Source organism: Pseudomonas sp. NPDC088444 (genome assembly GCF_044900175.1).
GTDB lineage: Bacteria > Pseudomonadota > Gammaproteobacteria > Pseudomonadales > Pseudomonadaceae > Aquipseudomonas.
Genome location: NZ_JBJDNK010000016.1, coordinates 109,611 through 133,693, shown reverse-complemented (window position 1 = coordinate 133,693; position 24,083 = coordinate 109,611). Strand labels below are relative to the sequence as shown.

20 protein-coding genes are annotated in these 24,083 nt (G+C 58.2%); 13 read left to right on the top strand and 7 right to left on the bottom strand.

What is annotated here, in order from left to right; genetic code table 11:
• Positions 1 to 391: 391 nt before the first annotated feature.
• Positions 392 to 1,885 (bottom strand): CoA-acylating methylmalonate-semialdehyde dehydrogenase, encoded by a 1,494-nt coding sequence (locus ACI2KB_RS25880; protein WP_404639356.1) that lies wholly within the window; start codon positions 1,883 to 1,885, stop codon positions 392 to 394.
• A 68-nt stretch (positions 1,886 to 1,953) separates the two neighbouring features.
• On the bottom strand, positions 1,954 to 3,300 hold the full coding sequence (locus ACI2KB_RS25875; protein WP_404639354.1) for an aspartate aminotransferase family protein: 1,347 nt from the start codon (positions 3,298 to 3,300) through the stop codon (positions 1,954 to 1,956).
• 140 nt (positions 3,301 to 3,440) lie between these two features.
• Between ACI2KB_RS25875 and ACI2KB_RS25870 the strand changes: the two genes are divergently transcribed.
• The 4 genes from ACI2KB_RS25870 to ACI2KB_RS25855 all read left to right on the top strand — a co-directional run bounded on the left by ACI2KB_RS25870 (position 3,441) and on the right by ACI2KB_RS25855 (position 7,384).
• A complete protein-coding gene (locus ACI2KB_RS25870; RefSeq protein ID WP_404639352.1) occupies positions 3,441 to 4,361 on the top strand; it encodes a LysR family transcriptional regulator in 921 nt (306 codons plus the stop codon).
• Positions 4,362 to 4,624: 263 nt separating this feature from the next.
• Positions 4,625 to 6,010 (top strand): uracil-xanthine permease family protein, encoded by a 1,386-nt coding sequence (locus tag ACI2KB_RS25865; RefSeq protein WP_404639350.1) that lies wholly within the window; start codon positions 4,625 to 4,627, stop codon positions 6,008 to 6,010.
• Positions 6,011 to 6,094: 84 nt separating this feature from the next.
• Positions 6,095 to 6,754 (top strand): TetR/AcrR family transcriptional regulator, encoded by a 660-nt coding sequence (locus ACI2KB_RS25860; protein ID WP_404639348.1) that lies wholly within the window; start codon positions 6,095 to 6,097, stop codon positions 6,752 to 6,754.
• Between the two features lie 36 nt (positions 6,755 to 6,790).
• Positions 6,791 to 7,384, top strand: a complete 594-nt coding sequence (locus tag ACI2KB_RS25855) for an IMPACT family protein (RefSeq protein ID WP_404639346.1) — start codon at positions 6,791 to 6,793, stop codon at positions 7,382 to 7,384.
• A 324-nt stretch (positions 7,385 to 7,708) separates the two neighbouring features.
• On the opposite strand, the gene ACI2KB_RS25850 is transcribed toward ACI2KB_RS25855, so the two are convergent.
• The gene (locus tag ACI2KB_RS25850) at positions 7,709 to 7,840 is read right to left on the bottom strand and encodes a hypothetical protein (protein ID WP_404639344.1); all 132 of its coding nucleotides are present in this window, start codon (positions 7,838 to 7,840) and stop codon (positions 7,709 to 7,711) included.
• A 119-nt stretch (positions 7,841 to 7,959) separates the two neighbouring features.
• On the opposite strand from ACI2KB_RS25850, the gene ACI2KB_RS25845 reads away from it, so the two are divergent.
• The 5 genes from ACI2KB_RS25845 to ACI2KB_RS25825 all read left to right on the top strand — a co-directional run bounded on the left by ACI2KB_RS25845 (position 7,960) and on the right by ACI2KB_RS25825 (position 13,895).
• Complete coding sequence (locus ACI2KB_RS25845; RefSeq protein ID WP_404639342.1) at positions 7,960 to 9,498, top strand: ABC transporter ATP-binding protein; 1,539 nt, start codon at positions 7,960 to 7,962, stop codon at positions 9,496 to 9,498.
• A gap of 11 nt (positions 9,499 to 9,509) precedes the next feature.
• The gene (locus ACI2KB_RS25840; RefSeq protein WP_404639340.1) at positions 9,510 to 10,610 is read left to right on the top strand and encodes an ABC transporter permease; all 1,101 of its coding nucleotides are present in this window, start codon (positions 9,510 to 9,512) and stop codon (positions 10,608 to 10,610) included.
• Complete coding sequence (locus tag ACI2KB_RS25835; RefSeq protein ID WP_404639338.1) at positions 10,610 to 11,536, top strand: ABC transporter permease; 927 nt, start codon at positions 10,610 to 10,612, stop codon at positions 11,534 to 11,536. Before ACI2KB_RS25840 ends, ACI2KB_RS25835 begins: the two co-directional genes overlap by 1 nt.
• Positions 11,537 to 11,643: 107 nt before the next feature.
• Complete coding sequence (locus ACI2KB_RS25830) at positions 11,644 to 12,330, top strand: SDR family oxidoreductase (RefSeq protein WP_404639336.1); 687 nt, start codon at positions 11,644 to 11,646, stop codon at positions 12,328 to 12,330.
• Between the two features lie 209 nt (positions 12,331 to 12,539).
• Positions 12,540 to 13,895 carry an 8-oxoguanine deaminase gene (locus ACI2KB_RS25825; protein WP_404639334.1) on the top strand — a complete coding sequence of 452 codons (1,356 nt, stop codon included), beginning with the start codon at positions 12,540 to 12,542 and terminating at the stop codon, positions 13,893 to 13,895.
• A 141-nt stretch (positions 13,896 to 14,036) separates the two neighbouring features.
• On the opposite strand, the gene ACI2KB_RS25820 is transcribed toward ACI2KB_RS25825, so the two are convergent.
• Positions 14,037 to 15,128 carry a calcium:proton antiporter gene (locus tag ACI2KB_RS25820; RefSeq protein ID WP_404639332.1) on the bottom strand — a complete coding sequence of 364 codons (1,092 nt, stop codon included), beginning with the start codon at positions 15,126 to 15,128 and terminating at the stop codon, positions 14,037 to 14,039.
• Positions 15,129 to 15,558: 430 nt separating this feature from the next.
• Here ACI2KB_RS25820 and ACI2KB_RS25815 point away from each other — a divergent pair, with 430 nt between their 5' ends.
• The 3 genes from ACI2KB_RS25815 (at position 15,559) to ACI2KB_RS25805 (ending at position 18,812) form a co-directional block, all read left to right on the top strand.
• Positions 15,559 to 16,653, top strand: a complete 1,095-nt coding sequence (locus tag ACI2KB_RS25815) for a BMP family ABC transporter substrate-binding protein (RefSeq protein WP_404639330.1) — start codon at positions 15,559 to 15,561, stop codon at positions 16,651 to 16,653.
• Positions 16,654 to 16,810: 157 nt separating this feature from the next.
• Entirely contained in the window at positions 16,811 to 17,779 is a 969-nt protein-coding gene (locus ACI2KB_RS25810) for an isopenicillin N synthase family dioxygenase (RefSeq protein WP_404639328.1), read from the top strand.
• Between the two features lie 79 nt (positions 17,780 to 17,858).
• The gene (locus ACI2KB_RS25805) at positions 17,859 to 18,812 is read left to right on the top strand and encodes an adenosine deaminase (protein WP_404639326.1); all 954 of its coding nucleotides are present in this window, start codon (positions 17,859 to 17,861) and stop codon (positions 18,810 to 18,812) included.
• 51 nt (positions 18,813 to 18,863) lie between these two features.
• On the opposite strand, the gene ACI2KB_RS25800 is transcribed toward ACI2KB_RS25805, so the two are convergent.
• The gene (locus ACI2KB_RS25800) at positions 18,864 to 19,556 is read right to left on the bottom strand and encodes an ArsR/SmtB family transcription factor (protein ID WP_404639324.1); all 693 of its coding nucleotides are present in this window, start codon (positions 19,554 to 19,556) and stop codon (positions 18,864 to 18,866) included.
• A 637-nt stretch (positions 19,557 to 20,193) separates the two neighbouring features.
• Complete coding sequence (locus tag ACI2KB_RS25795) at positions 20,194 to 21,402, bottom strand: multidrug effflux MFS transporter (RefSeq protein WP_404639322.1); 1,209 nt, start codon at positions 21,400 to 21,402, stop codon at positions 20,194 to 20,196.
• A gap of 230 nt (positions 21,403 to 21,632) precedes the next feature.
• Here ACI2KB_RS25795 and ACI2KB_RS25790 point away from each other — a divergent pair, with 230 nt between their 5' ends.
• On the top strand, positions 21,633 to 21,992 hold the full coding sequence (locus ACI2KB_RS25790) for a hypothetical protein (protein WP_404639320.1): 360 nt from the start codon (positions 21,633 to 21,635) through the stop codon (positions 21,990 to 21,992).
• Positions 21,993 to 22,219: 227 nt separating this feature from the next.
• On the opposite strand, the gene ettA is transcribed toward ACI2KB_RS25790, so the two are convergent.
• Entirely contained in the window at positions 22,220 to 23,884 is a 1,665-nt protein-coding gene (gene ettA, locus ACI2KB_RS25785; RefSeq protein ID WP_404639318.1) for an energy-dependent translational throttle protein EttA, read from the bottom strand.
• Positions 23,885 to 24,083 lie beyond the last annotated feature (199 nt).

Sequence of the window (24,083 nt, the reverse complement as noted above, 5' to 3'; positions counted from 1 at the left end):
TTCTACAGCAGCGTCTCATCTTGTCAAGCGGTTATTTTCAGAAGTTTTCAAAATTTCTTTTTCAACTTCAACCACTTGCGCTTCGTTCGATTTGGCATCTCACGTTAGCGGGAGGCGAATTCTACAGCGTTACTCGCTGCTGTCAACACCCTTTTTCACCGCTTTCGATTCGAGCCACAAGCCGAAAAACCGAAGCACCTCCAACTCTATCTAGAAACCGTTAACTCGTTGATCTACAAGGAGTTTTCGGTTCCTACTGCGCCGGAAGTGGGGCGAATTATAGAGACATCTGAAGGGGCGTCAACCCCTTTTTTCACTTATTTTGTCATATCGGTCAGAAACAGCCCAAAAGCAAAGGGGCGAGCCTTGCGGCTCGCCCCTTTCTTCAGCGTTACAGACTGGGGAACGCGAATTGCGATGCCTCATGGCTCGCACGCTGCGGCCAGCGCTGAGTAATTGCCTTGCGACGCGTATAGAACCGCACCCCATCCGGGCCATAGGCATGCAGATCTCCAAACAGCGAACGCTTCCAGCCGCCAAAGCTGTGATATGCAACCGGTACCGGCAGCGGCACGTTGACGCCAACCATGCCTACTTCGATCTCATCGCAGAACAGGCGCGCCGCTTCGCCATCACGGGTGAAGATGCAGGTGCCGTTGCCGTATTCATGATCGTTGATCAGTTGCATCGCCTGTTCAAGGCTGTTCACCCGCACGATGCACAGCACCGGCCCGAAGATTTCTTCTTTATAGATACGCATATCAGGCGTGACCTGATCGAACAGGCATCCACCCAGGAAGAAACCATCTTCATGGCCAGAGACTGTCAGCCCACGACCATCCACGACCAGCTTCGCACCCGACGCCACGCCGTCTTCTATATAGCCACTGACTTTGTCGCGATGCTGCCCAGTAACCAACGGCCCCATGTCCAACCCACAGGAAGTGCCCGCACCGATCTTGAGTGCCTTGATTTGCGGAACCAGCTTGGCCACCAACGCATCAGCCACCTGGTCACCGACACACACGGCCACAGAAATCGCCATGCAGCGCTCGCCGCAGGAACCATAGGCTGCACCCATCAATGCACTGACCGCGTTATCCAGATCGGCATCCGGCATCAACACCGCGTGGTTCTTGGCACCGCCCAGCGCCTGAACACGTTTGCCGCGTGCAGTCGCTTCTTTATAGATGTACTCGGCGATTGGCGTAGACCCTACGAAACTCAGCGCTTTGACTTCCGGCGCTTCGATCAGCGCATCCACTGCTGCTTTGTCGCCATGCACTACGTTCAACACGCCTTTCGGCAAACCGGCTTCGTGCAACAGTTGTGCGATCAGTAGCGTAGAGCTTGGGTCACGCTCCGAAGGCTTAAGAATGAAACAGTTGCCGCACGCAATCGCCAACGGGTACATCCACAGCGGCACCATGGCCGGGAAGTTGAACGGGGTGATGCCGGCAACCACGCCAAGCGGCTGGAAGTCCGACCAGGCATCGATGTTCGGCCCCACGTTGCGGCTGTACTCGCCTTTGAGAATTTCCGGGGCAGCACTGGCATACTCGACGTTCTCGATACCCCGTTTCAGTTCACCGGCTGCGTCTTCCAACGTTTTGCCGTGTTCTTCGCTGATCAGTTGCGAGATCCGTGCCTCGTTCTGCTCCAGCAATTGTTTGAAGCGGAACATGATTTGCGCACGTTTCGCGGGCGGCGTGTTACGCCAGGCCGGGAAGGCGGCTTTGGCCGAATCGATGGCCTGCTGAACGGTTTCACGGCCGGCCAGCAGCACCTTCTTGGTCGCCTGCCCTGTGGAAGGGTTGAACACATCGGCGGTGCGGCCATTGTCGCCGACCAACTCGCCGTGAATCAGGTGTTGAACGATGCTCATGTTTGACTCCGAAAAAGGTAACCCACAGGCGCAACCAAGCTGCGCCTGTTGTTAAGAAGAAAGATTGATCAGTCGATCTGATTGAGCGCTTCGCCCACCGCATCGAACATGCGGTCCAGGTCCTGAGGCTTGCTGTTGAAGGTTGGGCCAAACTGCAGGGTATCGCCGCCGAAGCGCACGTAGAAACCCGCTTTCCACAACTTCATCGCCGCTTCGAACGGACGCACAATCGCATCGCCATCGCGAGCAGCGATCTGAATCGCACCCGCCAGACCGAAGTTGCGAATGTCGATCACGTTCTTGCTGCCCTTCAATCCGTGCAGCGAATTCTCGAAATGCGGTGCGGTTTCAGCGACCTGTTGCACCAGATTCTCACGCTTGAGGATGTCCAACGCCGCCAGGCCCGCCGCACAGGCAACCGGGTGCGCGGAATAGGTGTAACCGTGCGGGAATTCCACCGCGTACTCAGGCGTCGGCTGGTTCATGAACGTCTGGTAGATCTCGGAGCTGGCGATCACCGCGCCCATCGGAATCGCACCGTTGGTGACCTGTTTGGCGATGCACATCAGGTCCGGCGTCACACCAAAACTGTCTGCACCAAACATGGCGCCGGTACGACCGAAACCGGTGATCACTTCATCGAAGATCAGCAGGATGTTGTGCTGATCGCAGATTTCACGCAGACGCTTCAGGTAACCCTGTGGTGGCACGATCACGCCAGCAGAACCCGCCATCGGTTCGACGATAACGGCAGCGATGTTCGACGCATCATGCAGCTCGATCAGCTTGAGCATCTCGTCTGCCAGCGCGATACCGCCCTGCTCTGGCATCCCACGAGAAAAAGCGTTGCTGGCCAGCAAGGTGTGCGGCAGATGGTCGACGTCCATCAACTGGCCGAACATTTTGCGATTACCGTTCACGCCCCCCAGACTGGTGCCCGCAATGTTCACGCCGTGGTAACCACGGGCACGGCCGATCAGCTTGGTCTTGGTCGCTTGACCTTTCAAACGCCAGTAAGCACGGACCATCTTCACCGCGGTGTCAGCGCATTCAGAGCCAGAGTCGGTATAGAAAACGTGGTTCAGGTTGCCCGGCGTCAGGTCAGTGATTTTTTCAGCCAACTGGAACGAGAGCGGATGACCGAACTGAAACGCAGGCGAGTAGTCCAGCGTGCTTAGCTGCTTGGCGACCGCTTCCTGAATCTCCTTGCGAGTATGGCCCGCGCCGCACGTCCACAGACCTGAAAGGCCATCGTAGATCTTGCGCCCCTTATCGTCTGTCAGGTAACTGCCTTCTGCCGCCACGATCAGTCGCGGGTCGCGCTGGAAATTGCGGTTTGCGGTGTAGGGCATCCAGTGCGCATCGAGCTTGAGCTGACTGGCCAGAGACATATCGGACGATTCGGGCATGTTCATTGGAATAACCTCACAAGGACGTGGGTGGCCTGTCTTCCTCTCCCTTGAAAGGAAGCAGGGCCGGTTGCAGCTACGTTGCCATGGGCATAAAGTCGCTAAAATCCTGCTTTTATGATCTTTAGTTACTGGACTGCTAAACAATGAGCACTCGCCGTTCTGACCCGCTGGCGCAAGTCAGCGACTTCGACATTCGTCTGTTGCGCATCTTTCGAAGCGTAGTCGAGTCAGGGGGGTTCTCTGCAGCGGAAAGCGCGCTCGGCATCGGCCGTTCGGCGATCAGCCAGCAGATGAGTGATCTTGAACAGCGTCTAGGGTTGCGCCTGTGTCAACGAGGCCGCGCAGGTTTTTCGCTGACGGAAGAAGGCCGCGAGGTATATCAGTCGTCGCTTCAGCTTTTGAGCGCGCTTGAGAGTTTTCGTACCGAAGTGAACGGCCTTCACCGACATTTGCGCGGTGAACTGAACATCGGCCTGACTGACAACCTCGTCACCCTGCCCCACATGCGCATTACTCACGCCCTTTCCCAGTTGAAAGAGCGTGGGCCGGACGTGCACATCAATATCCGCATGATCGCGCCCAACGAAGTGGAGCAAGGTGTACTCGACGGCAGTCTGCATGTCGGTGTGGTACCGCAGGCGACGGCCCTCTCCGGCCTTGAATATCAGCCGCTGTACAGTGAGCGTTCGCTGCTCTACTGCGCGGTGGGTCATCCGCTGTTCTATGTGGACGATGCGCAGTTGGGCGATGAGCGTCTGTCCGATCAGGAAGCCATCGCCCCCACTTTTCGCTTGCCTGCTGATATTCAAGCGCACTATCAGGCACTCAAGTGCACGGCCAGCGCGTCCGACCGGGAGGGCATGGCATTTTTGATTTTGACGGGCCGCTACATTGGCTATCTACCGGACCACTACGCGATGTTTTGGGTGCAGCAGGGACGGTTGCGGGCGCTGAAGCCTCAGGCGCGGTTTTATGATCTGAGTCTGGTGACCGTGACTCGCAAAGGCCGTCGCCCTCATTTGGTGCTAGAGAGTTTTCTGGAGAGCCTGGCTGCTACACGATGAGGCTGGGTGTCTGCTCACTGGCAAATCCCAACGATATTCAGATTCTTTTTTCGAATGGCAAGCCTATGTTTATAAAAGGAAATATTTAGACATACCCATAACTACCTGATCACTTGGACAGGTTTTTGCAGTGACAGGCCCATAAAGGTTGGTGGCTGAATATCCTGATCGCGAGCAAGCTCACTCCTACAGGGAGAGGGGATGTTTCGCAGGGCAACAGGCCACTTTCCAATCTGGCCAGACACAAAAACCGAGAACCCAGCATGCAGCCCAACGCGTCAGACACCCACGACCTGATCTACGGCCTCAACGACCGTCCGAAACCCGCGCCCGCCATTCTGGCCGCCGCGCAGCATGTGCTCGCCGCCTTTGTTGGCATCATTACGCCCCCCTTGATCATTGGTTCCGCGCTGGGACTCGGGGCCTATTTGCCCTACCTGATCAGCATGGCGTTGATGGTTTCGGGTGTAGGCACGTTCATTCAGGCGCGTCGTCCTTTCAGCATTGGTGCGGGAATGATTTGCCTGCAAGGCACCAGCTTCGCCTTTTTGGGCGCAGTGCTGTCAGCCGGTTTCATGGTGAAACAGCGAGGTGGCAGCCCCGAAGACATCATGGCGATGGTGTTTGGTGTGTGTTTTTTCGGCGCACTGGTGCAAGTCGTGTTGAGTCGCTGCATGGGTCAACTGCGTCGAGTGATCACACCGTTAGTGACCGGGATCGTCATCACGTTGATTGGCGTCAGCCTGATCAAAGTCGGCGTGACCGATCTGGGCGGCGGCTTCAACGCGCCCGATTTCGGCGAACCCGTCAATCTGATTCTGGGCGTGTTCGTGCTGCTGGTGATCATCCTGCTCAACCGTTCGAACACGCCATGGGTGCGCCTGTCAGCCATCATCATCGGCCTGGCTGTCGGCAGTATTGCCGCCTGGTTCAGCGGCAAACTCGTTCCGCACTCGATCAGCGATGTCGAATTGATCAGTGTCCCAACCCCCTTCCGTTTCGGATTCAGCTTCGACTGGGCCGCTTTCCTGCCGGTCGCGCTGATTTATCTGATCAGCAGCATCGAAACTGTCGGTGATCTCACGGCCAATTGCATGTTGTCCCGTGAACCCATCGAAGGACCAAGCTACATCGCGCGTTTGAAAGGCGGTGTTCTGGGCGACGGCGTCAGTTGCATGATCGCCGCAACCTTCAGCGCCTTCCCGAACACCACGTTCGCGCAGAACAACGGCGTGATTCAGCTTACCGGTGTGGCCAGCCGCTACGTGGGCCTGTACATCGGCGCTATCCTGTTCTTACTCGGACTTTTCCCGGTCATCGGCGCGATTCTTCAGCAGATCCCCAAGCCAGTGCTCGGAGGCGCAACACTGGTGATGTTCGGCAGTGTCGCGGCAGCGGGCGTTCGAATTCTTGCGCAATCGTCACTGGATCGGCGCAGCATGTTGATCATCGCGACCTCATTCGGCGTGGGCCTAGGCATCGCCGCACAACCGACGCTGCTACACCACTTGCCCCAACTGGTGCAGAACCTGTTCGACTCGGCGATCACCAGCGGTGGCCTCACAGCGATCGTGATGTGCCTGCTGTTGCCTGAAGCCAAGACGACCAGCGCCGTAAAAAAGCCGGAAATTGAAGCCCTTGAGCACTGATTTTCATCGTCAACGCTTGTCGGATCGTCTTGGGTGCGTTATCTGTTCACCCCGTCGCACCCACTGATCCGTCTGGAACCGCACATGACCCTTGAAGTCCCTGCTCACAGCGTCAGCGCCACCAAACCGGCGAGCCGTATTCGCCAGAAGAACGAAGAAGCGATCATGAAGGCTGCCGAGGACGAGTTCGCGCGTCACGGCTTCAAAGGCACCAGCATGAACACCATCGCTCAGAATGCCGGGCTGCCCAAGGCCAACCTGCATTACTACTTCACCAATAAGTTGGGGCTGTACATCGCCGTCTTGAGCAACATCATTCAGTTGTGGGACAGCACCTTCAATAACTTGAAGGTCGAGGATGATCCGGCTCAGGCATTGGCCCAATACATCCGCGCAAAGATGGAGTTTTCCCGACGCCAGCCACAGGCTTCGCGCATCTTCGCGATGGAGATCATCAGCGGTGGCGAATGCCTGAATGAGTATTTCAGCCAGGATTACCGGACCTGGTTTCAGGGGCGAGCGTCTGTGTTCCAGGCCTGGATCGACGCTGGAAAAATGGACCCGGTCGACCCGGTTCATCTGATTTTTCTGCTGTGGGGCAGCACGCAGCATTACGCCGACTTCGCCACTCAGATCTGCCAGGTCACGGGGCGCTCGCGCCTGACCAAGCAGGATATGGAAGAAGCGGGCAACAACCTGATTCGCATCATCCTGAAGGGTTGCGGACTGACCCCGCTGATTTGAATGTACGAAATCTCCTGATTTTTAGCTGGAACCGTCATGCCCTCTACCCTCGTCGGCCCTTGTGAATTTCGCGAAGAGATTCGCAAGAGCCGCTTCATCACCTTCGCAGCGCCCATCAGCAGCCCGGCTGACGCCCAAGCGTTCATCGAACAGAACAGCGACCTCAACGCCACGCACAACTGCTGGGCCTGGAAACTGGGCGCACAGTACCGCAGCACAGACGACGGCGAGCCAGGAGGTACGGCGGGCCGTCCGATTCTCGCGGCCATCGAAGCTCAGGATTTCGATCAAGTGGTGGTACTGGTGATTCGCTGGTACGGCGGCATTCAACTCGGCACCGGCGGATTGGCCCGAGCCTACGGCGGCGGTGCCAACAAGTGCCTGCAACAAGCTGCTCGCGTGCCCTTGATCAATCGGGTTTCGCGCCGCTTTGAATGCACGTTCAGTGAGCTGGCCTTGGTCAAGCTGCGCCTGAGCGAACTGAATGGATTGGTGCAGGAAGAACACTTCACCGCTGTAGGCGTCGAACTGTCGATTGCGCTCGGTCCAGAGCAACTGGATACCTACCAACGCCAGCTTTCCGATATCAGTCGCGGGCGTATCGTTTTGCAGTCCGATCCAGCCGACTGACACGCCCCGTTCTGGACCTCGCTGACCCGCGCACGTTTCCCACATCTACTGTGCACCTGCCTGTGGACAAGCTGAGCACACTCCCCCAAGCGCCTTTATTTACAAGGCCTGCAAGCCTTTGCTCAGTTTTTGAGCAATTCGGTTATCCACTGCATAAATCAAACCTAAAACAGTCTGTTAGCGAGCCTTATCGCGAGTCGCTCCTACCCGCGCCGGGCTTATGCCGCGCCTTTGGGCTTGCTCACATTAACTGTGGAGCAACCTGTGGATAACGCGTGCAAGGCTGTCCGCAGCGCCGGGGATACCTCGCCTGTCGTCGTTTGGTCATTTTTTGTACAGAAAAATTGAACCAAATTGAATCGGCAGCGAAATGCTACGCCCAGCTGTGGTGCTCTTGATTTCAAGGGCCACAGCATTTTTGTGACAGCACGGCTTGTCGGCGGTGGCGATTTTCATAACGCCATCGTCGGCAAGCCGTGCTGCTAAAGGGGTCAGCTAGATATGCACAAAAAAGCTGACCGGCTGGCCAAGAAATTGCTATGTGCAGGGGCGACCCACTTTCCACCGAGTCTGTCATGCCTCATTCAGCGAATACTGCGCGATTGCAACTGCGCCATATCACTAAGCGATACCCCGGTTGTCTTGCCAATGACGCCATCGACCTGACCATCGAACCAGGTGAAATCCATGCGTTGCTCGGCGAAAACGGCGCAGGGAAAAGCACCCTGATGAAAATCATCTATGGCGTGGTTCAGCCTGATGCCGGTCAGATCATCTGGGAAGGCCAAAGCCTGACCATGCGCAATCCGGCTCAGGCCCGTGAGTTGGGCATCGGTATGGTGTTTCAACATTTTTCCCTGTTCGAAACCCTGACGGTCGCACAAAACATTGCCTTGGCCATGGGCGCTTGCGCAGGCACACCGAAACAGCTAGAGCCGAAAATTCGCGAAGTGTCGCAGCGCTATGGGATGACGCTGGAGCCACAACGGCTGGTGCACAGTCTGTCGATCGGGGAGCGGCAAAAGGTCGAGATCATTCGCTGCCTGATGCAAGACATCCGTCTCTTGATCCTCGATGAACCGACGTCTGTGTTGACGCCGCAGGAGGCCGACGACCTGTTCGTCACCCTGCGTCGCTTGGCCAGCGAGGGTTGCAGCATTCTATTTATCAGCCACAAGCTCGGCGAAATCCGTGCCCTTTGCCACAGCGCCACCGTCCTGCGCGGCGGCAAAGTGTCCGGACATTGCGTGCCCGCCGAGTGCAGCGATCTGGAGCTGGCACGGTTAATGGTCGGTGACGCTGAAGGGCTGGTCGCGCAGTATCCAAAAGCGACGGGCGCTGCGCCCTTTCTTCGAGTGGATAAGTTGTCGTGGCATAACCCTGATCCATTCGGTTGCTCGCTGATCGACGTGGATCTTCAAGTGCGCAGTGGCGAAATCGTCGGTATTGCCGGGGTCGCGGGCAACGGTCAGGACGAGTTGCTGGCGCTACTCAGCGGCGAGCAAACCTTGGGCCGATCCGAGGCGCAACGCATTGGCTTCGCTGAACAAAGCGTTGCCCATTTACGCCCGGATGCGCGCCGTAAACTCGGGCTGGCCTTTGTGCCCGCCGAACGCCTCGGCCATGGTGCGGTGCCGGACATGAGCCTGACCGATAACGCCCTGCTCACTGCGTTTCAGCAAGGGTTGATCAGCAGGGGGCTGATTCAGCGGGGCAAGGTGCAGGCGCTGGCCGACACCATCATCCAGCGTTTTTCCGTGAAAACGCCTGACGCACAAACCCGCGCTCGCAGCCTGTCCGGCGGCAACCTGCAGAAATTCATCCTCGGTCGCGAAATCCTGCAAAGCCCGAAGCTGCTGGTGGCCGCTCACCCGACATGGGGCGTGGACGTGGGCGCTGCTGCGGCGATCCATCGCGCATTGATTGCCCTGCGTGACGCAGGCGCAGCGATTCTGGTGATTTCCGAAGACCTCGACGAACTGTTTCAGATCAGTGATCGCGTCGCGGCGTTGTCAGCCGGGCGCCTTTCAACCCTCGCACACACCGCACATACCAGCCCAGTGCAGGTCGGCGGCTGGATGGCGGGTCAATTCGACGCTGCCCCGCTCATTTAACGGAGACGCCCATGTTGCTTTCACTGGAGCCGCGCGGCCAGGAATCCCGCGCCATGTTGTGGTTTTCTCCGCTGCTCGCGGCGACCCTGACGCTGGTGTCGGGGTCATTGCTGTTTCTCGCCTTGGGTCTGGACCCTTTGCTGACACTGCACACATTGCTCATCGCACCGGTCAGCGATCTGTACGGCGTGTCCGAACTGATGGTCAAGACGCTGCCGATCCTGCTCTGCGCACTGGGCCTGGCTGTGGCTTATCAGGCGCGCATCTGGAACATCGGCGCCGAAGGCCAGTTGCTGATCGGAGCGTTGGCGGGCGGTGCTGTAGCCGTCAACGTCATCGACATCGAAAGCCGCTGGGTGCTGGTGCTGATTCTGTCGGTGGGCGCAATGGCGGGTGCCGCCTGGGCAGGCCTGACCGCCTGGCTGCGCACGCATTTCAATGCCAATGAAATCCTTACCAGCATCATGCTCAACTACATCGCTCTCAATCTGTTGCTGTTTTTCGTACACGGCCCGCTGAAAGATCCGGCTGGTATGAACTTCCCCGAGTCAGCCATGTTCGGTGATGCGAGCCGTCTGCCCTTGCTCACCGAAGACGGGCGCGCGCACGCCGGGGTGTATTTCGCGCTACTCGCTCTGGTCGCGGTGTGGGTGTTGTTGCAGCGCAGCTTTGTGGGCTTCCAGATCAAAGTGCTCGGTCTGGATAAACGCGCGGCCGGCTTCGTCGGTTTTCGTGAGAAAGGTCTGATTTGGCTCGCGTTATTGATCAGCGGCGGGTTGGCCGGTCTGGCGGGCGTGTGCGAAGTCACCGGTCCCATCGGCCAGTTGGTGCCTCAAGTGTCGCCGGGCTATGGCTACGCGGCGATCACCGTGGCGTTTCTTGGCCGCTTGAATCCACTGGGCATTCTGTTTTCCAGCCTGTTGATGGCGTTGTTATACCTGGGCGGCGAAAGCGCGCAGATGACCCTCAACTTGCCTCAAGCCATCACGCAATTGTTTCAGGGGATGATGCTGTTCTTCCTGCTGGCGTGTGACGTGCTGATTCTCTATCGCCCGCGCTTGAAGCTGCGCTGGTCCAGACGCCAGATGGCCGTTGTGCCGGGAGCCGCGTGATGGATATCGATCTGCTGAGTAATATTTTTTTCGCTACCGTTCGCTGCGGTACGCCGTTGCTTCTGGTGGCACTGGGCGAACTGGTCTGCGAAAAGACCGGCGTTCTGAATCTGGGTCAGGAAGGCATGATGCTGTTTGGCGCAGTGATCGGCTTCATCGTCGCGCTGAGCACCGGCAGCCTGTGGCTGGGTGTGCTGCTGGCCATTCTGGCGGGAATGCTGCTGTCGTCACTGTTCGCGCTGGTGGCCTTGGTGTTCAACGCCAATCAGGTCGCAACCGGACTGGCATTGACGATCTTCGGGGTCGGCCTGTCGAGCTTCGTCGGCGCGGCGTGGGTCGGCAAGCCGTTGATGGGCTTCGAACCCATTGCGATTCCTGGACTGAGCGCAATTCCGCTGATTGGCCGCATGCTCTTTGCGCAGGACGTATTGGTGTATGTGTCCTTCGCACTATTCGCCGTGGTGGCGTGGATCCTTCTGAAAAGCCGTGTGGGTTTGGTGATTCAGGCCGTAGGAGAAAACCCCAACGCCGCCAGCGCGATGGGGCTGCCGGTGCTGTTGGTCCGCACCTTGGCCGTCTTGTTCGGCGGCGCCATGGCGGGGCTGGCCGGGGCGTATCTGTCGTTGGCGTACACGCCGATGTGGGCGGAGAACATGAGCGCGGGCCGCGGCTGGATCGCACTGGCCCTCGTGGTGTTCGCCAGTTGGCGGGTGTGGCGCCTGTTGCTGGGTGCGTATTTGTTCGGTTTCGCCAGCATCCTGTATCTGGTGGCGCAAGGTGTAGGCTTGGCGATCCCGTCCAATTTGCTGGCGATGCTTCCTTATGTCGCAACGATCGTGGTGCTGGTGTTACTGTCGCGCAACGCTTTGCGCATCCGACTGTATGCCCCCGTCTCCTTGGGACAGCCTTGGCAGTCGGGACACTAAGTATGTGAGCAGGCGACGACCGTTGCGCGGGAGGATCAAATTCCTTCGAGCGCGCGCGGTCAACCCTGCTGACACCGCTTCGTTTCGTTCTTCAAGGAGTGACCTTCATGTCTGCCAAAAAAACCGCGTTGATCATCGGCGCCTCCCGTGGCCTGGGCCTTGGGCTGGTCAAACGTCTGACCGAAAAGGGCTGGGACGTCACCGCGACAGTGCGTGATGCGCACAAGGCCGATGACCTGAAAGCCGTCCCCGGCGTGCACATTCAGACGCTGGACATGGACGAGCAATCATCGCTGGAAGTCCTGACCCACAACCTCAAAGGCCAGGTGTACGACGTACTGTTCGTCAACGCCGGGGTCATGGGGCCACTGCACGCCAACCCGACCGACGCCACCGCAGGCGAACTGGGCCAGTTGTTTCTGACCAACGCTGTCGCGCCGATTCGTCTGGCCAAACGCTTCGTCGACCAGATCCGTCCCAACACGGGAATCATTGCGTTCATGAGTTCAGTGCTCGGCAGCGTTACCATGCCGGATGCCCCGGAAATGGCGCTGTACAAGGCCAGTAAGGCGGCCCTGAACTCGATGACCAACACCTTCGTCACGCAACTGGGCGACCACAAACCAACGGTGCTGTCGATGCATCCGGGCTGGGTGAAGACGGACATGGGCGGCGAAGGCGCGGATATCGACGTTGAGACCAGCGTGCGCGGGATGGTTGAACAGCTGGAGCGATTTGCCGGCGAAGGCGGGCATCATTTTGTGAATTACAAAGGGGAAATCATTCCTTGGTGATGCCTGACGGATTGCGGTGAGCTTTTGTGGGAGACGGCCGGGCGTCTCCCACAGTAAGTAGCAAATTGGCCGCCCCATCGTGTCGCCCCTTGATTACGCGGCGATATCGAACATAAACTCCGCCTCCTCGCCTTACGGCGACCCTGGATCAGCAGACAGGGCAACACTGAGCTGGCGACCTGAACCCATATTTTCAGAGGAGCCGGCCCATGCCCGCGATCCGTATCTGGTTAAAAAATCCCCTTGCCGTGTTTACCGCCAATGCCCTCGATGCCCGAGGTGGACTGGTGGTCGAGAACGGCGTGATCGTTGAAATGCTCGCACCAGGCCAGTCGCCTGCCCGGCCTTGCGATCACGTGTTCGACGCACGCGAACATGTGCTGCTCCCGGGGTTGATCAATACCCATCACCACTTTTATCAAACCCTGACCCGGGCTTGGGCGCCCGTGGTGAACCAGCCGTTGTTTCCATGGCTGAAAACCCTGTACCCGGTATGGGCGCGGTTGACACCCACGAAACTGGCGCTGGCCAGTAAGGTCGCACTGACCGAGTTGTTGTTATCGGGCTGTACCACGGCTGCCGACCACCATTATCTGTTTCCGAACGGGCTGGAAAACGCCATTGATGTACAAGTCGAGACCGTTCGCGAACTGGGCATGCGGGCCATGTTGACGCGCGGCTCGATGAGTCTGGGTGAGGCCGATGGCGGGCTGCCGCCGCAGCAAACGGTCCAGCAGGGGCAGGTGATTCTGGAAGACAGCCAGCGCCTGATCGAGCGCTATCACGAACGAGGCGATGGCGCGCAAATCCAGATCGCCTTGGCGCCCTGCTCGCCATTTTCAGTGACCACCGAGATCATGTCCGAAAGTGCGGCGCTGGCCGAAAAACTCGACGTGCGCCTACACACTCATCTGGCAGAAACACTGGATGAGGAGGATTTCTGCCTGCAACGCTTTGGTCTGCGGACGGTGGACTATCTGGACAGCGTCGGTTGGCTCGGCCCTCGCACCTGGCTGGCCCATGGTATTCACTTCAATGAACAGGAAATCAGACGATTGGGCGACGCGGGCACCGGTATCTGCCATTGCCCGAGTTCGAACATGCGTCTGGCGTCCGGCATCTGCCCGACACTGGACCTGACCGCAGCGGGCGCGCCGATCGGGCTGGGGGTTGATGGCTCGGCCTCCAACGATGGGTCGAACATGATCCTTGAAGCGAAGCAGGCGCTGTACCTGCAACGGCTGCGTTATGGCGCCGAGAGGATCACCCCTGAAGTCGCGCTAGGCTGGGCGACGAAAGGCTCGGCCACGCTGTTGGGGCGCCGTGACATCGGTGAGCTGGCGGTGGGGAAACAGGCTGATCTGGCGTTGTTCAAACTCGACGAGCTGCGTTTTTCCGGGAGCCATGATCCGTTGTCGGCACTGCTGCTGTGCGGGGCCGATCGTGCGGATCGAGTGATGATCGGTGGCCAGTGGCGGGTGATCGACGGACAGGTCGAGGGGCTGGATGTGAAGGGGTTGATTGCCGATCACCGGCAGGCGGCTGCGGAGTTGATCCAGGCATAAGCCATCATGTGGGAGCCGGCTTGCTGGCGAATGCGGTTTATCACGCGACATTGATGCCACTGACCAGACGCTTTCGCCAGCAAGCCGGCTGCCACAGATCCACGAACAACCCGCAAGACCGATGCGCTAAGCCAGTAGCTCCTACAACCCCAACAACGACAACATCACGAACGTCGCGAACAGCACGAAGTGGGTCATGCCTTCAATGGCGTTGGTTTCGCCATCATTGAGGTTGATGGCACTGACCAGCAAGGTGACGAAGATCATCACGGTCTGCACCGGGGTCATCGCCATCTGGAAAGGCTGACCGGTGTACAGCGCCATCGCCTCCATCACCGGAACGGTCAGGATCACGGTGGACAAAGACGCGCCGAGCGCGATGTTGACCACCGACTGCATGCGGTTGGCCAACGCAGCACGCAAGGCGGTCAAAATTTCGGGCGCAGCGGAAATGGCGGCCACCAGAATCGCCGTCATGACAGGCGGTGCGCCGCTGCCTTCAAGGCCCAGATCGAGGGTCTTGGACATGACCTCGGCCAACGCACCAATGACCACCACGCCAAACACCAGAATGCCAATGGAAAGCGCCAGATTGACCTCTTCGGCGGCATGCTCTGGCTGGTCCTTGCGACGTTTTTTGTCCGGGTAGCTGTAGCTGAAGAAATAGCTGTGCGGCCCGACCTGCATGCGCAGGAACAAGCCATAGAGAAGAATCATCGCGCCGATGGTGAAGCCCGAGTACACCTTCCAGTTGGATTCCGGTATGAATTCAGGCACGACCATCGATACGGCCATCGCCGTCAAGATCATTACGCTGTAGGAACGCGCAGAGTCGTCATTGTAGGACTGTTCGCCATGCTTGAGCCCGCCCATCAACGCAGCGAGGCCAAGAATGCCGTTGACGTCCAGCATCACCGCCGAATAGATGGTGTCCCGCACCAGCGTCGGCGAGGGTTCGTTGCTCATCATGATCGCCAGAATGACCACCTCTACCAGCACTGCCGAGAGGGTCAGAATCATCGTGCCGTAGGGGTCCCCGACTTTTTCCGCGAGGACCTCGGCGTGATGGGCCACGCGCAAAGAGGCACAGACGATAAACCCCACCAACGCGATCCCCGCGATCAACGCCACCGTGTTTCCATGGCTGAGCAATTGGTGCTCGAACGGATACGCGAAACAGGTCGCGATCACCGCCAGTAGAAGAAATTTTTCCTGCTTGAGAATCGTGCCCATCGCTGCCCTTTATCCCTGCGACTGACGCCGCACGTCCATGAAGTGGTAACTGCTCAAGGCGTTGAGAGTGCGTGTTGTAAGTAAAGGTTTCAAGACATGCGTGGCCGGGAACGGATATGGCATTTCATTGTGGGAGCGAATTCATTCGCGAATAATATCTCGGTCCACAGAGATGTATCGGTGGAGCCGACCAATCGCGAATGAATTCGCTCCCACAGGGTGATCTTCAGATAGCACGCCAACCTGCACCAGTTCGCGGCGCTCATCATGACGTCGGCACCTTCTGTGATCACCCGCGTCACTCTCCCTCGTCGGAAGAGCAACAAAACCGCACCTAACACCTTACCTGTCTCATTGGTCAGCTTTTTGCATTGAGTCGAACGCCCAGCCCTGACGGCCCGGCCTACAAGACCAAAGGAGCTAGACCTGCATGCTTTCCACCCTTCACTCACGTCGTCCGCTGAAAAAACTGATGTGCGCCATGGCCGCTGTCGTAGGGCTGAGTTCAAGTCTGATGGCGGCAGCAGACCCTCTGAAAGTGGGTTTCGTCTATATCGGCCCCATTGGCGACCATGGCTGGACGTACCAGCATGAACAGGGCCGTCAGGCGATGGCCAAAGCGTTGGGCGACAAAGTGACCACCAGTTTTGTCGAGAACGTCCCCGAAGGAGCGGACGCCGAGCGCGTGATTCGTAACATGGCCAAAAGCGGCTACGACCTGGTGTTCACCACCTCGTTCGGCTACATGAACCCGACGCTGAAAGTCGCCAAACAATTTCCGAAAGTCACCTTCGAGCACGCGACCGGGTACAAGCAAGACAAGAACATGGGCACCTACCTGGCGCGCACCTATGAAGGCCGTTACGTCGGGGGTTTCCTCGCGGCGAAAATGACCAAAACCAAGAAAATCGGCTACGTGGCCTCGTTCCCGATCCCGGAAGTGCTGCGGGACATCAACGCGATTCAACTGGCGCTGAACAAATACAACCCTGGCACTGAAATCAAAGTGGTGTGGGTCAACTCCTGGTTCGACCCAGGCAAGGAAGCCGATGCGGCCAACGCGCTGATCGATCAAGGCGTGGACGTGATCTTCCAGCACACCGACAGCCCGGCGCCAATCCAGGCTGCTGAACGACGCGGTGTCTACGCTGTGGGGTATGCATCGGACATGGCGCATTTCGGGCCGAAAGCCGTGTTGACCTCCATCGTCAACAACTGGGGACCGCATTACATTCAGGCCACCGAATCGGTGATCAACGGCACCTGGAAATCTCAGGATTATTGGGGCGGCCTGAAAGAGGGCACCGTTGAACTGCCGATGAGTGATCTGGTGCCTGCAGACGTGAAGGCCGAAGCGCAGAAGATCATCGCGGACATCGAAAGTGGCGCGTTCCATCCATTTACCGGACCGATCAAGGATCAGACCGGTGCGGTGAAGATTCCTGAGGGCGCAGTGGCGACCAATGCAGAGCTGGCGTCGATGAACTACTACGTCGAGGGCGTGAAGGCGGATTTGCCGAAGTAAGCGTGCATTCCTCTAGATATACACGATAGGCACTGTGGGAGCCGGCTTGCTGGCGAAAGCGGCGTGTCAGTCAATACATTCATTGCTGATACACCGTTTTCGCCAGCAAGCCGACTCCCACAAGGATGGCGTCATCCGAAATAACCATGGAGCCCGCATGAACCCGCTTCCCATCATCGACATTTCCCCGCTCTACGCCCAGGACGATCAGGCCTGGCACGAGGTCGCCCGACAGATCGATTCGGCCTGTCGCGAGTGGGGCTTCTTCTACATCAAGGGTCATCCGATCAGCGCCGAACGCATCGAGCAGGTCATCGGCAGCGCGCAGCGTTTCTTCGCTCAGCCGCTGGAAGAGAAGCTCAAGATCGATATCACCCAGAGCCAGCACCACCGCGGCTACGTCGCCATCGCCACCGAACAATTGGACCCCAGGCTGCCGAGCGACCTCAAAGAAACCTTCGACATGGGCCTGCACCTGTCCGCCGATCACCCTGAGGTGTTAGCGGGCAAACCGTTGCGCGGCCCCAATCGCCACCCTGATCTAGACGGTTGGCAAACCTTGATGGAACAGCATTATCAGGACATGCAGGCGCTGGCCCAAACGCTGCTGCGCGCTATGACTCCAGCGCTGGGTATCGAACAGGATTTCTTCGACCAGCGCTTCGCGCAGCCGGTCAGCGTGCTGCGGATGATTCATTATCCGCCTCGTCACACGGCCAGCAGCGAGCAGCAGCAAGGCGCGGGAGCGCACACCGATTACGGCTGCGTCACGTTGCTGTATCAGGACGTCGCTGGAGGGTTGCAAGTGCGTGACGTTCGCGGCCAATGGATTGATGCACCGCCCATCGAAGGCACCTTCGTGGTCAATCTGGGCGACATGATGGCGCGCTGGAGCAATGATCGCTATGTCTCTACGCCCCATCGCGTAATCAGCCCGCTGGGCGTAGACCGTTACTCGATGCCGTTCTTCGCCGAGCCGCACCCGGACACCCGCGTCGAATGCCTGCCAGGCTGTACTGACGCCGAGCATCCGCCACTGTACCCGCCAACGACCTGCGCCGAGTTTTTGCTCTCGCGTTTCGCTGACACCTACGCTTACAGACGGGAGCCGGAAATCAGGGTCTGAACCTTTCGGTCAGGTTTTTAACCAGCCGACGCGCCCGACTCTGTAGAATGCCCACTATTGCACCTGATGAGAAAAGCACATGTACGACTGGTTGAACGCCCTGCCCAAGGCTGAATTGCACCTGCATCTGGAGGGCTCACTGGAGCCCGAACTGCTGTTCGCACTGGCCGAACGCAACAAGATTGCCCTGCCCTGGTCGGACGTCGAAACCCTGCGCAAGGCCTATGCCTTCAACAACCTTCAGGAGTTTCTCGACCTCTATTACCAAGGTGCAGACGTGCTGCGCACCGAGCAGGACTTCTACGACCTGACCTGGGCCTACCTGCAACGTTGCAAGGCGCAGAACGTAATTCACACCGAACCGTTCTTCGACCCCCAGACCCACACCGACCGGGGCATCCCCTTCGAGGTCGTGCTCGATGGCATCTCGAAAGCGCTGGATGACGGCAAACAGCAACTGGGCATCAGCAGCGGCCTGATCCTGAGCTTCCTGCGCCACCTCAGCGAAGACGAAGCGCACAAGACACTGGATATGGCGCTGCCCTACCGCGACACCTTCGTCGCCGTCGGTCTGGACAGTTCGGAAATGGGCCACCCGCCGCGCAAGTTCCAGCGCGTGTTCGATCGCGCGCGCAGCGAAGGTTTTCTGACTGTCGCTCACGCCGGTGAGGAAGGACCACCGGAGTACATCTGGGAAGCGCTGGACCTGCTGAAGATTCAGCGTATCGACCACGGCGTGCGCGCCATCGAAGACGAGCGACTGATGCAGCGTATCATCGATGAGCAGATTCCACTGACGGTCTGCCCGCTGTCCAACACCAAGCTGTGTGTGTTCGATCACATGAGTCAGCACAACATCCTCGACATGCTGGAGCGTGGCGTGAAGGTGACGGTCAACTCCGATGACCCAGCGTACTTCGGCGGCTATGTGACGGAGAACTTCCAGGCGCTGCATGAGCACCTGGGCATGACTCAGGATCAGGCCAGACGTCTGGCGCAAAACAGCCTGGATGCGCGACTGGTCAAACCCTGATCAGGATCTGTAGCAGGACGTCGCCCGGATATCCTGCTACAGCAGCGGTACTTACGCCGCTGACGCGATCTTGCTGATCTCCCGCTGCCCGTTGGAGGACACTTGCAACGTGCTGGCCTCCTCCGTGGCGCGCAGCCACCCTAACTGCATGAACAGTTGCAATAACCCCGCCCCGAGCGCGCCCCCCAGATGCGGATTGGCGTCGTTGCACTCGACGCAGGCGCAGACGGTTTCCCTTTGTCGATGCGCCAACGCCGGAACAAAGATGCCACGCTCGGCGAACCGGGTGATCCCCACACTGGTCACTTCCAGACGCTGATCGGATTGCTCGATCCACCCTGCACCGAGCATTCTCTGGTACAACGCGGTCCCCAACTCACCGCCAAGATGATCCTCGCAGATACTTGCCCTGAGCAGTGGCAGAGGGGGAAGCGGCTGCGCGAGGTTTCGATTGATGGTTTCCGCGCTGGCCATCGATGCACTCGCCAATGCTTGCACCGCTAGCCCGACTTCCGGTGCAGCCATTCTGAAAAAGCGCTTCTTGCCACGCGTTTCCTGCCTGAGCAAACCGCCTGCGGCCAGACGCCCCAAGTGTGCCCCTGCCGAGGAAGTCGACAAGCCCACCAGCAACGCAAGCTCATCTGCCGTCCGAGAAGCCCCATCCAGCAACGCCCACATCATCGCGCTGCGCTTGGGATCAGCCAGCAATGCCGCAATCTGACTGATGCACGGTGCCTGTTCCATGTTTTCACTCCCTGTTGAAACGTTCACCTGGTACAAAAACCGGGTTGTCTTGTAATACCCACATTGTCGCCTTGAACGAACGTTGGCCTTGATCTACATCATTTCATGGAAACTCCAGGTAACGAAAATCGCGGAGCAATACAGATCTAATGATTAGCCGCGACAGTTTTAATACCGTGCCTTAATGGGTATCCACTACGACTGCATAGTATAAGCACTGCATCAGGATACCAAGGCAAGGTTCCGGACTTGCGCATAAGCCAACGTCAACTCATACGGCATAACTTCGGGCAGGATCGGCCTCTTGTACTGGTGCAATGCGAACACCTGAATCGTCCGGGAAAGCCCTTTCCAGAGGGCCTTTCTGTTTTACCCCAGGCGATGTGCTCTGGTTGGCCCGGGGCAAATGCCTACAACGAAAACTCCAAATACACTCAAGAAAAAAATCTCTATTGCAGACTTTTAAAGTAGTGTCAGAGCGGCTGGATTGCCGGGAGGCGACTTTCCAGGCAAATGTTTTCCACGCACCCAGTACCAGGTGTTAACGGTCAAGTTTGAAATCCCGGCTAACCGAACATGTCTGTACAGCGAACCATGAAGGCAGCTGTACACACTAAAGACAATCCGCCAGGCGGCGCTAAATACGCACATCCGAGTGCAAGGCCAGCTCGTCACGCTTCTTCTGCGCCCGACGCGTCACGGTGGCAAGTCCCGCCGTCAACACACCACACAGGGTAATGACGGTCGCCATGGGCACGGCAGTACCGTCATGCAGTACGCCAACTAACGCTGCCGCGCCCGCAGCAACGCTGAACTGCAGGCAGCCCAGCAGCGCCGACGCACTGCCCGCGCGCTTGCCTTGTCCGGCCATCGCACAGGCCGATGCGTTGGGAATGATGCAGCCCAGGCTGGAAATGTAGATGAACAGCGGAATCAACAACGGCCACAGCTTCTCGGTATGCAGTGACGCGATACCCAGCAGCACCATGGCAGCACTCAGGTACAGCCAGACGGCACGGGACAGCATCCAGGCCGGGCCGAAGCGGCCGACCAGCCGGGCGTTGACTTGAGCGACCAGAATGAACCCCGCCGCATTGGTCCCGAACAGCCAGCCATAGTGCTCGGCAGGCACACCGTACAACTTGATAAACACGAAAGGCGAACCCGCAATGTAGGAAAACATCCCGGCAATTGCGATACCGCCGGTCAACGCATGCCCGAGGAAAATCCGGTCTCCGAGCAGTTGCCAATACGAACCCAGGGCGCCGGACAGCGGCGCACGCGGATGCCCCGCAGGCATGCTTTCCGGCAGGCCGACAGCGACGGCTGCTGCTGTGAGTGCACTGAACAGGGTCAATGTCATGAAGATCGTTTGCCAGCCGTAGACGTTCACCAGCAACCCGCCGAGCATCGGTGCCAGGATCGGTGCAAGGCCCATGACCAGCATGAGTTGGGAAAAGACTTTGGCTGATTCGATCGGTGAGCATTTGTCACTGACGATCGCTCGCGACAGCACCATCCCCGCGCAACCGCCCAGGGCTTGAACGAAGCGCGCCACGATAAGCCACTCAAGACTCGGCGCGAATGCGCAGCCCAATGACGCCAGCGTGAACAGGCCCACCCCGAACAACAGTGGCACGCGACGGCCAAAGCGGTCGGCAATCGGGCCGTAAACCAGTTGGCCGATACTCAGCCCCAGAAAATAGGACGCCAGCGTCAGTTGGACATGCTTTTCATCCGTGCCAAATGCGGCAGCAATTGCCGGGAATCCGGGCAGATAAAAGTCGATGGCCAAAGGACCGAAAGCGCTGAGGGCGCCAAGAATCAGGATCGTTCGCAGGTTCATTCATTTTCCCAGGCTATTGCGCGCAGCTGTGCAGTTTAACAACCTTGTATGTTCTCAGGCCGCTCACGGGAAAATTACTAAAAGTTTTTTCAGGAAATGCCCGCCATTCAGCGCAATCCGGGAACTAATCGCACAAGACCGGGCATCGGTTAATGGATTTCTCACACCCCTTTTACAAATAACTCACGGATCCGCTTCTAGACTTTTCACATAAGTCGAGGAAAACGGAAATGAACACGCGTTGGGTTGTGCTGTGGTGCTGTTTGGTTGTCGCCGGATGTCAGTCTACCCACGACCAGCTACTGGCCGAAGGTTATCCACCGGCATTTGCGGACGGTTTTCAGGACGGGTGCGGCAGTGGGCGACAGTCCATAGACCCCATGAAAGGCCAGTACAAGAAGGATGTCCCGCGTTACTTGCGCGATACGGTTTATGCGCAGGGCTGGGGTGACGGATTTCAGCAATGTCAGGCTCAACTGGTCAACCGCAACGTTCAGGATCAGGGGCGCGACAGTATCTGGAATGATCGGGACCGCGCGTGGGAACAGCAGAAAACTCAGGATGCGGCCAAGGCATATCGCTCACGTTGATGGCCAAGCCTTATCAAATGCACGAATACCGGTCCAATAACGTACTCCTGTGGGAGCGAATTCATTCGCGAGAGGCCTGTGCACTCGCCCCATCTCTACCGCATCTGCCGACGCATCGCGAATAAATTCGCTCCCACGGAGATCAGTCGCAAGCCGAAGAGGTATGACCGATTCAATCCAAACAAAAACGAAGCCCGAAGGCTCCGTTTTTATGCCACCAACCCGAATCAGGCCAGTTTCTTGTGACGCACGCGGTGCGGCTGGGCAGCGGCTTCGCCCAGCCGCTTTTTGCGGTCGGCTTCGTACTCGGTGTAGTTGCCTTCGAAGAATACGGCTTGCGAGTCGTCTTCGTACGCCAGGATGTGAGTCGCCACGCGGTCCAGGAACCAGCGATCGTGGGAAATCACAATGGCGGCGCCCGGGAAGTCCAGCAAGGCTTCTTCCAGGGAACGCAAGGTTTCGACGTCGAGGTCGTTGGACGGTTCGTCGAGCAGCAGGACGTTGCCGCCCTCCTTCAGCGTCAATGCCAGGTGCAGACGACCGCGCTCACCGCCGGAGAGGTCCTTCACGAACTTCTGCTGATCGCCACCTTTGAAGTTGAAACGGCCAACGTAGGTACGCGACGGGATTTCATAGTTGCCGATCTTGATCAGGTCGGAACCGTCGGAGATCTGCGCAAATACCGTCTTGCTGCCGTCCAGGTCTTCACGGCTCTGATCAACGCAGGCCAGTTGCACGGTTTCACCGATCTCGATGGAGCCCGAATCCGGCTGCTCCTTGCCCATCAGCATGCGGAACAGGGTCGATTTACCGGCACCGTTACCACCGATCACGCCGACGATGGCACCTTTGGGCATGGAGAACGACAAGTTGTCGATCAGCACGCGATCGCCGTAACCCTTGGTAACGTTCTTGAACTCGATGACCTTGTCGCCCAGACGTGGACCGGCCGGGATGTAGATTTCGTTGGTCTCGCTGCGCTTCTGGAATTCCTGCGATTGCATTTCTTCGAAGCGTTGCAGACGGGCCTTGGATTTGGACTGACGCGCCTTGGCGCCTTTACGCACCCACTCCAGTTCCTCTTTCATGGCCTTTTCGTGAGCCGACTGCTGCTTGGATTCCTGGGCCAGACGATCGGATTTGGCTTCCAGCCAGCCCGAATAGTTGCCTTCGTACGGAATACCGGCACCGCGGTCGAGTTCCAGAATCCAGCCCGCGACGTTGTCCAGGAAGTAACGGTCGTGGGTAATCGCTACCACGGTGCCCGGGAAGTCGTGCAGGAAGTGTTCGAGCCAGGCAACCGAATCGGCATCCAGGTGGTTGGTCGGCTCGTCGAGCAGCAGCATGTCAGGGGCGGACAGCAGCAGTCGGCACAAGGCCACACGGCGTTTCTCACCACCGGACAGGTGCTCGACCTTCGCCTCCCATGGCGGCAGACGCAGTGCATCGGCGGCGACTTCCAGTTGACGCTCCAGGTTATGACCATCGCTGGCTTGCAGAATGGCTTCGAGCTTGGCCTGTTCAGCGGCCAGCTTGTCGAAATCGGCATCAGGCTCGGCGTAGGCGGCGTAAACTTCGTCCAGACGCGCTTGAGCGTCCTTGATCACGCTGACCGCCTCCTCGACCACTTCACGAACGGTTTTAGCAGGGTCAAGTTGCGGTTCTTGCGGCAGATAACCCACATTCAGCTCTGGCATCGGGCGCGCTTCGCCGTCGAACTCGGTGTCGACGCCTGCCATGATTTTCAGCAAGGTGGATTTACCCGAGCCGTTCAGGCCAAGGACGCCGATCTTGGCACCCGGGAAGAACGACAGGGAGATGTTTTTCAGGATTTCCCGCTTCGGCGGAACAACCTTGCTCAGCCGATGCATGGTGAAGACGTATTGAGCCATGGAATGAAAACCTGGAGTGTGACGGTGAATGATTAAAGGCGCGAGCTTAGTGCTCTGACGCAAAAATTGCTTTTTATTTATCGTCGCAACTTGCCGCCAGCCGATTCAGGGCCTTGAATTGATTAAGACTTGATCCGTACAACGGCGACATCGGGAACTTCCGAGTATCGGTCATGGAGCTGGAGCAATGTTTGCAAGC

Excerpts from the sequence above, each read along its gene's own strand:
- ACI2KB_RS25875 (WP_404639354.1), bottom strand. The coding sequence starts at position 3,300 with ATGAACATGCCCGAATCGTCCGATATGTCTCTGGCCAGTCAGCTCAAG.
- ACI2KB_RS25800 (WP_404639324.1), bottom strand. The coding sequence starts at position 19,556 with ATGGAACAGGCACCGTGCATCAGTCAGATTGCGGCATTGCTGGCTGAT.
- ACI2KB_RS25810 (WP_404639328.1), top strand. The coding sequence starts at position 16,811 with ATGAACCCGCTTCCCATCATCGACATTTCCCCGCTCTACGCCCAGGAC.
- ACI2KB_RS25845 (WP_404639342.1), top strand. The coding sequence starts at position 7,960 with ATGCCTCATTCAGCGAATACTGCGCGATTGCAACTGCGCCATATCACT.
- ACI2KB_RS25855 (WP_404639346.1), top strand. The coding sequence starts at position 6,791 with ATGCCCTCTACCCTCGTCGGCCCTTGTGAATTTCGCGAAGAGATTCGC.
- ACI2KB_RS25820 (WP_404639332.1), bottom strand. The coding sequence starts at position 15,128 with ATGGGCACGATTCTCAAGCAGGAAAAATTTCTTCTACTGGCGGTGATC.
- ACI2KB_RS25840 (WP_404639340.1), top strand. The coding sequence starts at position 9,510 with ATGTTGCTTTCACTGGAGCCGCGCGGCCAGGAATCCCGCGCCATGTTG.
- ACI2KB_RS25790 (WP_404639320.1), top strand. The coding sequence starts at position 21,633 with ATGAACACGCGTTGGGTTGTGCTGTGGTGCTGTTTGGTTGTCGCCGGA.
- ACI2KB_RS25865 (WP_404639350.1), top strand. The coding sequence starts at position 4,625 with ATGCAGCCCAACGCGTCAGACACCCACGACCTGATCTACGGCCTCAAC.
- ACI2KB_RS25870 (WP_404639352.1), top strand. The coding sequence starts at position 3,441 with ATGAGCACTCGCCGTTCTGACCCGCTGGCGCAAGTCAGCGACTTCGAC.
- ettA (WP_404639318.1), bottom strand. The coding sequence starts at position 23,884 with ATGGCTCAATACGTCTTCACCATGCATCGGCTGAGCAAGGTTGTTCCG.
- ACI2KB_RS25795 (WP_404639322.1), bottom strand. The coding sequence starts at position 21,402 with ATGAACCTGCGAACGATCCTGATTCTTGGCGCCCTCAGCGCTTTCGGT.
- ACI2KB_RS25880 (WP_404639356.1), bottom strand. The coding sequence starts at position 1,885 with ATGAGCATCGTTCAACACCTGATTCACGGCGAGTTGGTCGGCGACAAT.
- ACI2KB_RS25825 (WP_404639334.1), top strand. The coding sequence starts at position 12,540 with ATGCCCGCGATCCGTATCTGGTTAAAAAATCCCCTTGCCGTGTTTACC.
- ACI2KB_RS25815 (WP_404639330.1), top strand. The coding sequence starts at position 15,559 with ATGCTTTCCACCCTTCACTCACGTCGTCCGCTGAAAAAACTGATGTGC.
- ACI2KB_RS25805 (WP_404639326.1), top strand. The coding sequence starts at position 17,859 with ATGTACGACTGGTTGAACGCCCTGCCCAAGGCTGAATTGCACCTGCAT.
- ACI2KB_RS25850 (WP_404639344.1), bottom strand. The coding sequence starts at position 7,840 with ATGAAAATCGCCACCGCCGACAAGCCGTGCTGTCACAAAAATGCTGTG.
- ACI2KB_RS25835 (WP_404639338.1), top strand. The coding sequence starts at position 10,610 with ATGGATATCGATCTGCTGAGTAATATTTTTTTCGCTACCGTTCGCTGC.
- ACI2KB_RS25830 (WP_404639336.1), top strand. The coding sequence starts at position 11,644 with ATGTCTGCCAAAAAAACCGCGTTGATCATCGGCGCCTCCCGTGGCCTG.
- ACI2KB_RS25860 (WP_404639348.1), top strand. The coding sequence starts at position 6,095 with ATGACCCTTGAAGTCCCTGCTCACAGCGTCAGCGCCACCAAACCGGCG.